The 13,386-nt window shown below is 48.1% G+C and carries 16 protein-coding genes; 9 read left to right on the top strand and 7 right to left on the bottom strand.

Translation table 11 applies throughout. The features are described 5' to 3' along the window. Window positions 1-140: 140 nt before the first annotated feature. From hisIE to ykgO, 7 genes are all read left to right on the top strand, one after another. Window positions 141-932 (top strand): bifunctional phosphoribosyl-AMP cyclohydrolase/phosphoribosyl-ATP diphosphatase HisIE, encoded by a 792-nt coding sequence (gene hisIE, locus GY683_RS07250; RefSeq protein ID WP_297288098.1) that lies wholly within the window; start codon window positions 141-143, stop codon window positions 930-932. A gap of 48 nt (window positions 933-980) precedes the next feature. Next, window positions 981-1,214 carry a Sec-independent protein translocase subunit TatA gene (gene tatA, locus GY683_RS07255; RefSeq protein ID WP_036366781.1) on the top strand — a complete coding sequence of 78 codons (234 nt, stop codon included), beginning with the start codon at window positions 981-983 and terminating at the stop codon, window positions 1,212-1,214. A 17-nt stretch (window positions 1,215-1,231) separates the two neighbouring features. Beyond that, window positions 1,232-1,771: a Sec-independent protein translocase protein TatB gene (tatB, locus tag GY683_RS07260; RefSeq protein ID WP_297288099.1), complete on the top strand. Its 540-nt coding sequence runs from the start codon at window positions 1,232-1,234 to the stop codon at window positions 1,769-1,771. After that, window positions 1,768-2,526, top strand: a complete 759-nt coding sequence (gene tatC, locus GY683_RS07265; RefSeq protein WP_297288100.1) for a twin-arginine translocase subunit TatC — start codon at window positions 1,768-1,770, stop codon at window positions 2,524-2,526. Before tatB ends, tatC begins: the two co-directional genes overlap by 4 nt. 68 nt (window positions 2,527-2,594) lie before the next feature. Then, on the top strand, window positions 2,595-4,082 hold the full coding sequence (locus GY683_RS07270; RefSeq protein ID WP_297288101.1) for a UvrD-helicase domain-containing protein: 1,488 nt from the start codon (window positions 2,595-2,597) through the stop codon (window positions 4,080-4,082). 12 nt (window positions 4,083-4,094) lie between these two features. After that, window positions 4,095-5,066 carry a tRNA-dihydrouridine synthase gene (locus tag GY683_RS07275; protein ID WP_297288102.1) on the top strand — a complete coding sequence of 324 codons (972 nt, stop codon included), beginning with the start codon at window positions 4,095-4,097 and terminating at the stop codon, window positions 5,064-5,066. A 130-nt stretch (window positions 5,067-5,196) separates the two neighbouring features. Continuing rightward, window positions 5,197-5,337 carry a type B 50S ribosomal protein L36 gene (gene ykgO, locus GY683_RS07280; RefSeq protein WP_036366773.1) on the top strand — a complete coding sequence of 47 codons (141 nt, stop codon included), beginning with the start codon at window positions 5,197-5,199 and terminating at the stop codon, window positions 5,335-5,337. A gap of 87 nt (window positions 5,338-5,424) precedes the next feature. On the opposite strand, the gene GY683_RS07285 is transcribed toward ykgO, so the two are convergent. Both GY683_RS07285 and GY683_RS07290 read right to left on the bottom strand, forming a co-directional pair. Then, entirely contained in the window at window positions 5,425-5,901 is a 477-nt protein-coding gene (locus GY683_RS07285) for a hemerythrin domain-containing protein (RefSeq protein ID WP_297288103.1), read from the bottom strand. A gap of 131 nt (window positions 5,902-6,032) precedes the next feature. Continuing rightward, on the bottom strand, window positions 6,033-6,752 hold the full coding sequence (locus GY683_RS07290; protein ID WP_297288104.1) for a nitroreductase family protein: 720 nt from the start codon (window positions 6,750-6,752) through the stop codon (window positions 6,033-6,035). A 161-nt stretch (window positions 6,753-6,913) separates the two neighbouring features. Here GY683_RS07290 and GY683_RS07295 point away from each other — a divergent pair, with 161 nt between their 5' ends. Beyond that, the gene (locus tag GY683_RS07295; RefSeq protein ID WP_297288105.1) at window positions 6,914-7,213 is read left to right on the top strand and encodes a YhdT family protein; all 300 of its coding nucleotides are present in this window, start codon (window positions 6,914-6,916) and stop codon (window positions 7,211-7,213) included. Continuing rightward, entirely contained in the window at window positions 7,210-8,637 is a 1,428-nt protein-coding gene (panF, locus tag GY683_RS07300) for a sodium/pantothenate symporter (RefSeq protein ID WP_297288106.1), read from the top strand. Before GY683_RS07295 ends, panF begins: the two co-directional genes overlap by 4 nt. A gap of 27 nt (window positions 8,638-8,664) precedes the next feature. Here panF and GY683_RS07305 read toward each other — a convergent pair whose 3' ends face one another. The 5 genes from GY683_RS07305 to GY683_RS07325 all read right to left on the bottom strand — a co-directional run bounded on the left by GY683_RS07305 (window position 8,665) and on the right by GY683_RS07325 (window position 13,357). Next, a complete protein-coding gene (locus tag GY683_RS07305) occupies window positions 8,665-9,426 on the bottom strand; it encodes an ATP-binding cassette domain-containing protein (protein ID WP_297288107.1) in 762 nt (253 codons plus the stop codon). A gap of 11 nt (window positions 9,427-9,437) precedes the next feature. After that, the gene (locus GY683_RS07310) at window positions 9,438-10,136 is read right to left on the bottom strand and encodes a CPBP family intramembrane glutamic endopeptidase (protein ID WP_297288108.1); all 699 of its coding nucleotides are present in this window, start codon (window positions 10,134-10,136) and stop codon (window positions 9,438-9,440) included. Between the two features lie 42 nt (window positions 10,137-10,178). After that, window positions 10,179-11,150 (bottom strand): iron chelate uptake ABC transporter family permease subunit, encoded by a 972-nt coding sequence (locus tag GY683_RS07315; protein WP_297288109.1) that lies wholly within the window; start codon window positions 11,148-11,150, stop codon window positions 10,179-10,181. Between the two features lie 9 nt (window positions 11,151-11,159). Beyond that, window positions 11,160-12,149 carry an iron chelate uptake ABC transporter family permease subunit gene (locus GY683_RS07320; protein ID WP_297288110.1) on the bottom strand — a complete coding sequence of 330 codons (990 nt, stop codon included), beginning with the start codon at window positions 12,147-12,149 and terminating at the stop codon, window positions 11,160-11,162. 167 nt (window positions 12,150-12,316) lie between these two features. After that, window positions 12,317-13,357: a siderophore ABC transporter substrate-binding protein gene (locus tag GY683_RS07325; RefSeq protein WP_297288111.1), complete on the bottom strand. Its 1,041-nt coding sequence runs from the start codon at window positions 13,355-13,357 to the stop codon at window positions 12,317-12,319. Window positions 13,358-13,386 lie beyond the last annotated feature (29 nt).

The following is a 13,386-nucleotide window of genomic DNA, read 5'->3' on the forward strand; positions in this document are numbered from 1 at the left end:
CTCAGCTCATGGGACATGTTGGGTGCAGCATTGGTCGTGCTTGGCGCGCTGACCATCATTCTGCAGCCCAATGGCTTTGGTGTGCGCTGAGGGCTGATTTTTAGATTTATTTCATCATTTGGTAACAAAAGACAATTATCATGACGCACTGGCTAGACACTCTAAAATTCGACGAAAACGGACTCATTCCTGCCATCGCCCAAGACAAAGACACAGGGCGCATCTTAATGATGGCGTGGCAAAACCGTGAGGCGCTCGAGCTCACCGCCAAGACAGGTAAAGGCGTGTATTATAGCCGCAGCCGTGGCAAGCTATGGTACAAAGGCGAAACCAGTGGCCACACTCAGATCGTCCACGAGATTCGCACTGACTGCGACGCTGACGTCATCACGCTCATCATCACTCAGATTGGCGGTATCGCTTGTCACACCGGGCGTGAAAGCTGCTTTTATCAAAAGCTTGATGTTGAGCGAGGTGAATGGCTGGCCGTCGATGAGGTGATCAAAAATCCTGATGAGATTTATGGCGCGCATGACACCGCTGTCAATCACCCTGCCACCAAGGCACAAGGCACGTCTGCACAGACGGTATTGGTCGAGCTTGATAAGATTCTGCATGAGCGTAAGAACGCTGATAAAGACAGCTCTTATGTCGCCAGTCTGTATCATAAGGGTCTAAACAAAATCCTAGAGAAGGTCGGCGAAGAATCCACCGAAGCGATCATCGCCGCCAAAGAGTTGCAACTTGTTCGCGCGCTTGCCAAAGATGACAATGAAGCTCGTGCTGACGTCGTCTATGAAGTGGCGGATGTGTGGTTTCACAGCTTGGTCGCCTTGCATCAGTTGGGACTATCGAGCGATGACGTGCTGGCTGAGCTTGGCAGACGCTTTGGACTGTCAGGCATCGATGAGAAAAATTCACGCACAAACTAATCTGTGCTAAAATATTTACAATCTAATGGTTAAATAAAAAGGGTAATTATGGGCGGATTTTCATTAACACATTGGCTGATTTTATTGGTTGTGGTTGTGGTTATTTTTGGCACCTCCAAACTTAAAAACGCAGGCAAAGACCTAGGCTCTGCCGTCAAAGGCTTCAAAGATGCGGTCAAAGACGAAGACAAGCCTAAGCTGTCTGACGGTGAAAATAAACCCATCATCGCCGATGTCAAGGAAGTCAAAAAAGCCGAACAAGCTGAAAAAACAGACGCTTAATAAGTTCGGATCACTTCGTGCTGAATCTTGGTTTTTTTGAATTAACGCTGTTTGGTGTGATTGCGCTGATTGTGCTTGGGCCTGAAAAACTGCCCGTGGCAGCGCGCACGCTTGGTAAATGGTACGGCAAATTTCGCCGCCTATCAACTCGCCTACAAAGTGAGTTCGTCAGCGAACTGCAGCTGTTAGAAGTTCAAGAAGAACTCAAAGGCGAACTTGCCAAAATCCGCGAATCCGAAGCCAAGATGAAAGCGCAAATGGCAGAGCTCCAACAAAGCCTAAACAAAACCGAACAAGTCGCCAAAGCAAATAAACAGCACATCTTAGACGCTTGGCAAGACAGCGCCGATGAGGGCGAACATCAAGATACCAACCCATCAAAAGACACCAGCAATCAAGACTTTCATCAAGCGGCTGCGCTAGAGACTGCATTTAACCTGCCCATGGTGAATCATTGGTTCCTGCTGGGTGATTATGATAAAAAGCGCCGCCTACCCCAAGCACCCTTCATGCCTAATTATAAGGCAGACCCCTTACTTTATACGACGACATCATGAGCCATCGATTAGATAATGACGCCGACATGCCATTGATGGCACACTTTGCTGAACTGCGGACACGATTCATCCGCATTTTTGCGGCGGTGATTGTGGTATTTTTGGCTTTGGTGGGATTTAGTCGTGAGCTGTACGACCTGATTTCAAATCCTCTGGTCGCGCTATTGCCTAGTGAAGCAAGTCTCATCGCAACCGATGTCGCATCGGGTTTTTTGGCGCCGATTAAGCTGACTTTCTTTGTGGCGCTGTTCATTACCGTGCCGTTCCTCATTGCCCAGATTTGGGGTTTTGTCTCGCCTGCACTGTATAAACATGAGAAGCGTACTGCCCTGCCGCTACTACTGTCGGCGATTGTGCTGTTTTATGTTGGCGTGGCTTTTGCTTACTTTGTGGTGCTTGTCCCTGCGCTGAAATTCTTCGTGATGTTCGCGCCCGACAACGTCCTGCCGATGACCGACATCCAAAGCTATCTTGATTTTGTTATTAAGCTGTTTGCGGTGTTTGGCGTGATGTTTGAGATTCCTGTGGCGACGCTGCTGCTGGTCTTGATGCGCATCGTCACCCCGCAGTCACTGGTTGATAAACGCCGCTATATCATCGTGGGCTGCTTCTTTATCGCTGCCATCGTTACCCCGCCCGATGGTGCCAGCATGTTGATGCTTGCCATCCCGATGTGCCTGCTGTTCGAGGCAGGATTATTCATGGCAAGACTTCTGGTCAAAGACGAAAGCGCTGATAATCCCACCACCGACTAAATGCCATCTTGCGAACAAAGCAATGCCAATTGTGTTATAATTGGCTGTTTTTATTGCTAAATTTGCCCATGAATCAGATAACCACGCCTGCGCCCACCGATGAGCAAATCAACGCCCTTAACATGGCGATGACAGGTCAATCCTTCAAGATCGTCGCCTATGCTGGCGCGGGCAAAACCACCACGCTGAAGCTCATCAGCGAGCACATGCAAGGGCGTGGTCTTTATTTGGCATTCAACAAAGCCATCGCCAACGAAGCACAAGGCAAATTCCCAAGAAACGTACGCTGTCAGACTTTCCACTCGCTTGCCTATCGCCATGTCAATCGTGATGTAACCGCGAAGGTCAGCCTGCCACGCCTAACACCAAGCCGACTGGCAAATGAGCTAAATCTATCCGCCATACAAGTGGAACGTAAAGTCGATGGCATCAAAAAATCCATCACGCTAACCCCTGCTAAGCTTGCCAACATCGTCTCAGAAGGCATCACCAATTTTTGTAAAACATCGAGCGCCTACCCTGCGCCGCGGCACATCACCCCACCATCTTGGCTGGACGAGAAAGACGGCGAGAGACTCCAAGAACTGCTATACCCCGCCCTAGAGATGCGCTGGTTACAGTCGATCGATCCCCGTCATCAGTCAGGCATCGGACATGATATCTACCTAAAGCTCTGGACGCTATCAAATCCCATCATTCCTGCTGACTTTATCTTATTCGATGAAGCGCAAGACGCCGACCCGCTCATGATGGGCGCACTCATCCGCCAAGACAAACAGACCATCTATGTGGGCGACGCGCACCAGCAGATCTACGAATGGCGCGGTGCGCTGAACGCCATGAAACGCCTGCCTTATCCACAGACGCTGCTCACGCAGTCGTTTCGCTTTGGCGATGAGATTGCCAAGGTTGCCAACGTTTTTTTGACCGCATTACAAGAAACCATCCCACTAAAAGGCAATCCAAACACCCCGAGTCGCATCGCCAAATTGCTCACCCACGGCAAAAAAGACGCTATACTTTGCCGTACCAACGCCACCGCCATGAGTCATCTATTGGCAGGGCTTAAGGCAGGGCATAAAGTCGCTCTACAAGCCGACAGCGATCGGATTTTAAGATTTTGTCATGCTGCCGAGAGCCTAAAAACGGGCAAATCCGCCTATGGCGTGCCTGAGTTGGCTTTTTTTAAGCATTGGGGTGAAGTGCAGGAATTTAGCGAAACGGGCGAAGGCTCTGACCTCAAGACATGGGTTAAGCTCATCGAAGAACACGGCACGCAGACCATCTCAAGCGCCATCAAAAGCCTCACCACCCAAAGCCATGCCGACTATGTCGTCTCTACCGCACATAAGGCAAAGGGTCTTGAATGGAATCGCGTGCAGATCAGCGATGATTTCTTATACGACATCAATCGCCAAAGCATCAAGATCACTCCCGAAGAGCTGCGCCTGCTCTATGTTGCCTGCACTCGCGCTAAAGAAATCCTTGACGTGCATCACATCAGCGACCTATTGGCATCGCTTGTGCTCGATGACAAGAAGCTCATCTATAAATAAGACCGCCTTTCTATGACTGATTTTAGCCATTTTTTTAATCATCCTGTTCGCCTGCTCGCCCCGATGGAGGGCCTGACTGATCCGTTGATGCGCCGGATTCTCACGCAGATTGCCAGTGATCTTGGTCGTCCTTATGATTGGTCGGTGAGTGAATTCATTCGGGTGACACACTATCCGCTGCCTGCGCATGTATTTTATAAATTCGTGCCAGAATTACACACCGGTGGCAAGACCGCCAGTGGCACGCCCATTCACGTGCAGCTGCTTGGCAATAACCCAGATACCATGAGCCAAAGTGCACTCACGGCGGTCGAGCTTGGGGCGCACGCGATTGACTTGAATTTTGGCTGTCCTGCCAAGACCGTGAATAACCACAAAGGCGGCTCTGTACTGCTCGATGAGCCCGAGACAGTTCATGACATTATCCTATCTGTTCGCCAAGCCGTACCTGCGCATATTCCCGTCAGTGCCAAGATTCGACTTGGCTACACCGACACCTCTAAGATGGGCGAGATTGGTGATGCGGTACGCACTGCCAAGGCAAGCTGGCTAACGGTTCATGCTCGCACCAAGACCCAAGGCTATAAACCGCCCGCCTACTGGGAGCTTATTGCGCCATTTAATAATCTTGGCATACCCATCATCGCCAATGGCGAAATCTGGACGGCTGACGATGCTCATCGCTGTACGGCACAGGCAGACACACCACATCTGATGCTTGGGCGCGGCGCGGTCACCCGCCCTGATCTGATCGCACGCATCCACAATGAGAACATCCAGCTACCTTGGAATAAGCTGATCACTCATCAAATCGCATTCTTACATGACGATACAGACAATCAATCAGGGCTCATCGGGCGCTACAAGCAATGGCTGGGCATGCTCACCAAGGGGTATGCTGAAGCCGAGCATCTTTGGCACACCATCAAACGCCTAAAAAACAAAGACGGCATCATCCAAGCATTAATCCAATCTAACGCATGATTTAGCTCCGAACCTTTTTAAGAATTATTTTCAATTAGTGCTTGCAAAAGGAAATGGGTAGGCGTATAATTTATTTAAAGTTATATTATAACATTTAAATAATTACCCAAATAATCATGCGAGGTTCTCCATGCAAGTACTATCATCCCTAAAATCTGCCAAAACCCGCCACGAAGACTGCCAAGTCGTCCGTCGTCGTGGGCGCACCTTCGTCATCTGTAAATCCAATCCACGCTTTAAAGCGGTACAAGGCGGCAAAAAGAAAAAATAAATGCCACCGCTTACCCCATCACAGTTTCATGGTGATAATAAAATACCGCTCAATGCATCATTGGCGGTATTTTATTATGTCTAATGCTTAGCCTTCGTGTCTGGCTTCATAGGCATCATGTTCAGCTTGATAAAGCGTGCCTAGGCGTTTTTGGGTGTCGGCATCGAGTAGCTTTTTGGCTTCTTTAAAGAATTCGTTTTCTTCTTCTTTTAGGTGGTGAATCGTCTCTTCAATAAGTGCGTTCGCCGTCTCAAAGAATCTATCATCACCGGTGCGACCATCGCCCAATGTCGCCATCAGCTCATCCATCTCATGATGTTCTGCGATGGCGTGGCGAGACAGATCAAGCCCTTCATCAAATGCCATCACAGGCACATAAAGATGACGCTCTTCGGCGGCTGCGTGCGCCTTTAATTCTGCTTCTAATTCTAAGAATACTTCTTTTGCCTTATCTCTATCTTTGGCATCGACGCGCTTTTGGAAGCTTTTGCATAGGTCGCGCTGGATGTCGTGCTTGGCGATCAATGCGCTGAAGATGTCTTTATTGGCGGTAATGGTAGTCATATTTTTGTCCTTTTGTCTTAATGATCAGTTGGGCTTTTACCCTGCCTAGTCATTTCATTATAACAAAAAACCCGACCCAAAAAAGCCCAAACCCCAAGAGTTATGTAGGATTATGTAACCAATAAGAATTCTTATAACTTGCGATATACGTCATTAAACGGCACGCGGAAACGCTCGCCCCAAACACCCTTCTCGCTACGGATGCCACATGAGACGACCATATTGATCTCGCATTCTTCGGGCAAATCCAAGAGATCCTTGATCATTCTGCCATCAAAGCCTTCCATCGGACAGGTATCAAGGCCCTTTTCGCTCATGGCAAGCATGAACGTCTGCGCAACCAGACCACAGCTCTTATGCATGACAACACGCATGTCATCAAAGGACACATCCGCTTGAATCGGACGAAATTGCCCAATCGTACGAGCAAGCATCTGGCGTGCGGTCGGCACAAGCTTGGTCTGACTGTATAGGAGCGGCATCAGGCGATTATAATAATGCTCGAATCGCTTGGTGCGGTTGGGTACTTTGTCGGCAGGACTGTAGTTTTTGACGTTATATTTTTCAAAATTTAACACCGCTTTGGCGCGCGCACGATGCAAATCAGGACGAATCACGAATACCACCATCTGATCGGCAGTGGTCGCTGCGCCTTGAGACAGGCACGCCTTGGCAAGCTTCGCCAGTAGCGCCTTATCCGTCACATGATAGAATTCGTACAGCTGCATGTTTGAGCTCGTGGGCGCCAGCGTAGCAAGCTCCAGGCAATGCTTCACCAGCGCTTCATCAATAGCAACAGGCAGATAATCGCGCACAGAACGACGATGGCTTAATATGTCATGCAAACTCATACCACATCCTTAATTCATGTCCAATAAATGAATAAAATTTAAAATCATTAATCTTAAAATTCAGGCTATTTTATCGCAAAGTTTTGACTTTTGCCGTAAAATTTTGTGATACACTAATGCAATTTTTCCCTTTGATGCCAATTTTAAGACAAGGAAATGGTATGACTGGCAACTCCAATTCACCCAAGCCCACCCACACTCAATCAAGCCTTAACCATCAGCTCAACCGTGAAGCCAAATGGGCGGTGTATCTGACACTCCTGTATATGGCGGGTTGGGTGATTTTTGCGTATTTTATGCCAGCAGGGACAGGGCTTTTGGGCTTGCCGTTGTGGTTTGAGTTAAGCTGTATTTTTCTGCCATTGATTTTTATTTTAATCAGTATGGCGGTATTAAAGGCGGTTTATAAGGAAGTGGATTTGGATACCGATTTGACATCAGACAAAGGGGACAACGCATGAATTTAAATATTCAAATTTTAATCCCCCTTGTTCTGTATCTATTTTTTGTGTTTGGGGTGGCATGGCACGCTTATCAAAAACGCAAAATGGGCGAATTTTTAAATGAATACTATATCGGCTCTCGCTCTATGGGCGGATTTGTGCTTGCGATGACCACGGTGGCGACTTACGTCTCGGCAAGCTCTTTTATCGGAGGCCCAGGGGCGGCGTATAAATTTGGCTTGGGCTGGGTGCTACTGTCCATGATACAAGTGCCTGCAATCTGGCTCACGCTTGGCGCGCTTGGTAAGAAGTTTGCCATGCTCGCCCGCCAAACAGGTAGCATTACCATTAACGATTTGCTGTTTGCCCGTTATCAAAACAAAGTCGTGGTGTGGCTTGCGTGTGTCTCGCTCCTACTGGCGTTTTTTGGCATGATGGTGGTGCAGTTTATTGGGGCAGGTCGTCTGCTTGAAACGACACTGGGTCTGCCTTATGAATGGTCGATTGGCGTGTTTGCCCTTGTGATTGGGCTTTATACCTTTATTGGGGGCTTTCGTGCGGTGGTCTTGACCGACACCGTGCAGGGGCTTGTCATGCTCATCGGTACGATGCTCCTACTTGGGGCAACGCTTGTCGCCACAGGGGGTATGGGGAACGCCATGACCGCCCTGCACGCCATTGACCCACGCCTACTGACCCCCACAGGCGTTGATGATAAGCTGTCGGCAACATTTATGCTGTCGTTTTGGGTGCTAGTATGCTTTGGTCTCATTGGCTTGCCCCATACGGCGGTACGGGCGATGGCGTATAAGGACAGTCGCTCGCTACATCGGGGGATGCTTGTCGGCACGGTGGTGATGACGGTGCTGGTGCTGGGTATGCACTTGTCAGGGGTGCTGGCTCGTGCGGTCGTGCCTGAGCTTGATGTGCCTGACAAGGTCATTCCCACGCTCATGATGACGGTGCTACCACCCTTTGTGGCAGGGATATTTTTGGCGGCTCCCATGGCGGCGATTATGTCGTCCATTGACTCGATGCTGATACAGTCGTCAAGCACGCTGATTAAGGATTTGTATTTGTCTATCAAACCTGATGCCATACATAATGAAGCCAAAATCAAACGCTACTCCACCACGCTAACGCTTGGCTTTACCGTGATTTTGGCGGTCGTTGCCATGCTAAATCCGCCTGATATGCTGATTTGGCTAAACCTGTTGTCCTTTGGTGGGTTGGAAGCGACTTTCTTATGGGTGCTGGTCTTTGGATTGTATTATAAAAAAGCCAATGCCACAGGGGCGATATGGTCTATGGTGGCAGGTCTGACAAGCTATGTCATCATTGCCTATTTCAAAATCGCCTTATGGGATTTGCACGCTGTCGTACCTGCGTTGGTGATTGGTTTGGTAGCGTTTTTGGTGGGGAATAAGGTGGGGGAGAAATAAAACAAAGGGCGAACATTCGCCCCCTTCTCACACCACATCCACCACAATCGGCTTGCCATTGTGCATCAAGACCGTTACGTCCACGTTATAGAGTACTTTCATATTCTGGGCGGTTAGCACGTCTTTTGGCATACCCACCGACACCACTTCGCCCCCTTTCATCATGACGACCGTATCGGCAAATTGGGACGCTTGGTTGATGTCGTGTAGCACGATAACCACCGTTTTGCCACAACTTGCCAGCACCTTCATCTGTCGCATGAGTCGCCCTGCGTGGTACATATCTAGGTTGTTGAGCGGTTCATCAAGCAGGATATACGGCGTATCTTGGCACACCACCATGGCAATCAGCACACGCTGACGCTGACCGCCCGACAAATCCGACAAAAACCGCTCGGCAAGTGGCTCTAATTCAAAGGTTGTAATCATCTCCTCCACCTTATCCTTATCCGCCTGTGTGGGTCTGCCCTGATGATAAGGATAACGCCCAAACATGAGTAGCTCACGCACACGCAGTCGCCCCTGAATGTGGTTTTCTTGGGCGAGCATGGCGACCACTTTTGCCATATCACTATCTGTGGCGGTACTGATGTCATGCCCATCAAAGCTGATACAGGCGGATTTGTCCTGCAAAGGATTCATGCGAGCCATCAGGCTAAACAGCGTACTTTTGCCCGCCCCGTTCGCTCCGATGAGTGCGATGATTTGCCCTGTGGGTAGCTCAAAGTTTACGTTTTTTAAAATGGGTAAATCGCCGATGTTGTGGCTGACGTTTTTTACTTTTATCATAAATACCCCAATTATTCCAACAAATACAAAGGCAAGCCAAGCCCAAATAAATCAAAAAATGAATGTGCCAAAGTAAATGGCAACAATTCATCACTTTTATAGCGTAATAACAAAAACACAATCCCCAAAGTGGTAATGGTTAATGCTCCTGCCAATCCTTGATAGGTATGAAAGGCAAATCGCACAAACAAAGTAAACACAATGGCAAGGGGCAAATGTTTTTTTGCGGTCAATGCCACCAATCCAATAAAAAATACTTCTTCATAAAAGCCATTTAGCAGGGCAAATAAAATAAAGGAGGGCGACCACATACTAAAATGCTCGCTTGCCCCATAATGCGCCTCCGTGGTCGGATAAAGCTCGGGAAAAGCCCAGTATTGCAAATACTCATAAAGCGATGCCACCGTTCCTGCAATGAGAATGTACAGCACCACTTTTGGCAATGTCCAGCGATTGACACTAAAATTTAATTGTTTAAAATCAAATTTACGATAGGTCAAATACCCAAACGCCACCAATAATGCCACAATTTCACTCAAAATCCCCGACCAATTGCTTGAACTGTTGAATTCCAAAGTCTCGGGGGCAACCTGCTCATGACTTATCAATTCAAAAAACTGCATGTTGGAACTATAAATGGCAAAACCAAAAAATATCATTGCCAAAATAATCACATCAAACAAATGCAATGATTTTAATTTATTTTTCATTCAACAACCTAAATTTATAGATTAAATTTTATGTATTAAGAATTATTGCATTGTACGTTGTTTGCTATATTGTGTAAAAATCAGTAGCAAAAACGCCACCCCGCCAAACAGCTCAATTACCACTTCAAGCACGCCTGCCATTTTAAAGACATGCTCAAACACCGCCTGTCCCACGATGAGCGTGCTACTGGCGATGAGCGTTACCAAAATCAGCCTCTCGCCATGAGCCATTTTGGTACAAAAACGATTGGTCAAAGCACACACAAGTAGCCCAAAAAACGTAATCGGACCCACAAGGGCGGTTGCCATGGATACGAGTAGCGAGATTGTCATCAAAATGCCAAGAGACAGCTTATGATACGGCACGCCAAGCGAAATGGCACAATTTCTGCCCAAGAGTAGCACGTCCAACGCAAACCGTTGTCGCCACACATAAATAAAAGTCGCCACCGACAGCGCCACGCTTGTGATGAGTAGATTGACATTGACGGCGGTAAAACTGGCGTAGCTTTGGGCTTGTACGGTTACAAATTCATCAGGATTTATCATGCGAGCAACCATGTAGGACAAGCTACGAAACAACGTCCCAAAAATCACACCCACCAAGATAAGCCGTGTCAAGTCTTGATTATGCTTGGTAAACAAAAAACGAAACAAAATCACCGACATCATCATCATGACCGCCACTTCAAAGGCGAATTTACCCACCGTTGGCAGGGTTACATAACTTAGCATACCCAAAAAGAACAGCATGAGACTCTGTATCAAGACATACAAGGCATCAAAGCCCAAGAGACTTGGCGTTAAAATGGGGTTATGCGTAAGCGTTTGAAACAGTAGCGTGGACACCCCCACCGCATAGCCCACCACCAAAAAAGCGATGAGTTTGCGAGTACGCAGGGGCAAGGCAAAATCCCAACTCACCACATTTAGGGTCAAATACAGCCCACAGCCGATAAGTAGCACGATAAACGCCAACAAAATAGGATTGCCCAATAACTTTTCAAAATTCATCACACGCCCCTATTTTGATTTTGACAAAAGCCACAAAAACAGTGCCGACCCCAGCACACCAAAGACGACATAGACAGGGATTTCAAAGGGATAGCGTATCACACGCCCGATAATATCGCACAAAAGCACGCAAGACGCACCAAGCAACGCCACCGCAGGGAGCGACACTCGCAGGCGGTCTCCCACCAGACGGCTCACGATATTTGGCACGACAAGCCCGACAAAGCTAATCGCCCCTACCGTTACCACCACCACCGCACTTATCATCGCCACCATGCCTATCGCTAGCCACATGACAGCGTCTTTATTGATCCCTAAGTTTTTGGCGATACCGTCCCCAAGCCCGATAATCGTCAAGCGGTCTGCCATGATATAGGCAATGGCGGACAAAACCCCCACCAGCCACAAGGTCTCATACCGTCCTGCCAGCACGCTAGAAAAATCGCCAAACCGCCACACCGACAGCATTTGCACCGTCTCGGTCTGATACGCCAAAAACAAGGTCGCCGAATCAATAATCCCCCCAAACACAATCCCCACAAGCGGAATGATGAGAAAGTCCGTGGGCGGTAAGCGTTTGATAATCTGCATAAAAACCATCATACCGCCAAACGCCATGACCGTTGCCACACTCATTTTACCCAAAAGGGACAAGGTTGGCATATAAAGGCTTGTGAGCAAAATCCCAAGCACCGCCGACTGCGTCGCCCCAACCATAGATGGCTCAACAAAGCGGTTTTTTAGCACGACCTGCATCATCATGCCTGCTATCGCCATGCTCGCCCCTGTCAAAATCAAAGCGAGCGTACGGGGCAGACGGCTCACCAAAAATAACTGTGAACTGTTGTCGGTGTCGTCAAAGAGTTTTGCCCATGAAAAATCCGCCACCCCCACCGAAATGCTGATGACAATAAAAATGAACAAAAGTAATAATGCGCCAAAATTTACAAACCTTGGGTTAAGACCGTGGGGCGATAAGGTCGCTTCGCGGGTGGTCATGGACTAAAGTTCCTGCGGTTCTTGAGATGGGATCAGTTAGAGATTGTAGGCTGAGAATTATATCACTAATTGATTAAGATGCACGATGTTAGGCACCTGATAACTAAATCGAAATAACAACAAAAGGCGAATGTGATTCGCCTTTTGTATGGATCGTAGCAACAGGATTATTGCGCAGGTTTTGCATTGTTGAATGCATCAGTCACAATCTTAGTGTCTTTTAGCCATTGATAATAACCGCCAAAGGCAAGGTATGAATCTGGGCTAACATAGACGATTTGGTTGTTCTTATAGGCCTTGGTGTTATGCATGAGTGGATTGTTCAGCACTTCTTGGGCAGACACACCTTCTTCGCCAATCGCTGACGTACGATCTAGAACGAACAACCAATCAGGATCAACCTTTTGTAGATACTCAAAGCTAATCGGCTGACCGTGGCGAGCCTCTTGGATGTTCTCATCTGCCATTGGGATGCCAAAGGTGGTGTGCAGATAGCCGTAGCGTGAGTTTTTGCCGTAGGCGCTCATCTTGTTACCATTGATCAGGATGGCAAGACCATTACCTTTGCCTTCTACTGCTTTTTTGGTCTCGGCAATCGCAGCATCAATGTCGGCGATTAGCTTATCCGCTTCGGCAGTTTTGCCAAACACTTTACCAAAATCAGTAATTTGCTGTTTGCTTGACTCATAGACGTTGTTGGTGTCGATGGTTAGGTTATAAGTTGGGGCAATTTTACCCAGCTCTTCTGCTTTTTCTGCCATGCGCGAACCGATAAATACCGCCTGTGGTTTTAGACCGTGTAGTGCCTCTAGGCTTGGTTCAAACAATGTGCCAACGCTTGTACCATCTGGTGTGCCGTCTGCTTTTAGGTCGATTTTTTGTACCGTTTCAGCATTCATCTCAGCAAATGGTACGCCTTGTACCGCCACGCCTAGGGCTTTTAGGTTTTGTAAGGCGGTCATATCATAGACAGCGATGGGGTTAGGATTGGCAGGGATAGTTTGCTCGCCTGTGGCGGTCTTGATGGTGACATCGCCTGTGGTAGGGGCTGCATTATCAGCGGCGGTTTCAGCTTTTTGGTCAGCGTTGGCAGCAGGTGCTTCGGTTTTGGTGTCGGCTGGCTTGTCTTGATTACATGCCATCAATGATAAGCTTAGTGCTGCGATAACGCCTAGGCTAACAGGGCGCGTCATTTGAGTGATTTTCATACAAACTCCATGGTTTTTATAAAGATAGA

This window comes from Moraxella sp. (genome assembly GCF_024227015.1).
GTDB lineage: Bacteria > Pseudomonadota > Gammaproteobacteria > Pseudomonadales > Moraxellaceae > Moraxella.

Excerpts from the sequence above, each read along its gene's own strand:
- GY683_RS07305 (WP_297288107.1), bottom strand. The coding sequence starts at position 9,426 with ATGATAAAAGTAAAAAACGTCAGCCACAACATCGGCGATTTACCCATT.
- GY683_RS07275 (WP_297288102.1), top strand. The coding sequence starts at position 4,095 with ATGACTGATTTTAGCCATTTTTTTAATCATCCTGTTCGCCTGCTCGCC.
- GY683_RS07325 (WP_297288111.1), bottom strand. The coding sequence starts at position 13,357 with ATGAAAATCACTCAAATGACGCGCCCTGTTAGCCTAGGCGTTATCGCA.
- GY683_RS07285 (WP_297288103.1), bottom strand. The coding sequence starts at position 5,901 with ATGACTACCATTACCGCCAATAAAGACATCTTCAGCGCATTGATCGCC.
- GY683_RS07320 (WP_297288110.1), bottom strand. The coding sequence starts at position 12,149 with ATGACCACCCGCGAAGCGACCTTATCGCCCCACGGTCTTAACCCAAGG.
- hisIE (WP_297288098.1), top strand. The coding sequence starts at position 141 with ATGACGCACTGGCTAGACACTCTAAAATTCGACGAAAACGGACTCATT.
- tatA (WP_036366781.1), top strand. The coding sequence starts at position 981 with ATGGGCGGATTTTCATTAACACATTGGCTGATTTTATTGGTTGTGGTT.
- GY683_RS07270 (WP_297288101.1), top strand. The coding sequence starts at position 2,595 with ATGAATCAGATAACCACGCCTGCGCCCACCGATGAGCAAATCAACGCC.
- tatC (WP_297288100.1), top strand. The coding sequence starts at position 1,768 with ATGAGCCATCGATTAGATAATGACGCCGACATGCCATTGATGGCACAC.
- GY683_RS07290 (WP_297288104.1), bottom strand. The coding sequence starts at position 6,752 with ATGAGTTTGCATGACATATTAAGCCATCGTCGTTCTGTGCGCGATTAT.
- panF (WP_297288106.1), top strand. The coding sequence starts at position 7,210 with ATGAATTTAAATATTCAAATTTTAATCCCCCTTGTTCTGTATCTATTT.
- GY683_RS07295 (WP_297288105.1), top strand. The coding sequence starts at position 6,914 with ATGACTGGCAACTCCAATTCACCCAAGCCCACCCACACTCAATCAAGC.
- GY683_RS07315 (WP_297288109.1), bottom strand. The coding sequence starts at position 11,150 with ATGAATTTTGAAAAGTTATTGGGCAATCCTATTTTGTTGGCGTTTATC.
- GY683_RS07310 (WP_297288108.1), bottom strand. The coding sequence starts at position 10,136 with ATGAAAAATAAATTAAAATCATTGCATTTGTTTGATGTGATTATTTTG.
- ykgO (WP_036366773.1), top strand. The coding sequence starts at position 5,197 with ATGCAAGTACTATCATCCCTAAAATCTGCCAAAACCCGCCACGAAGAC.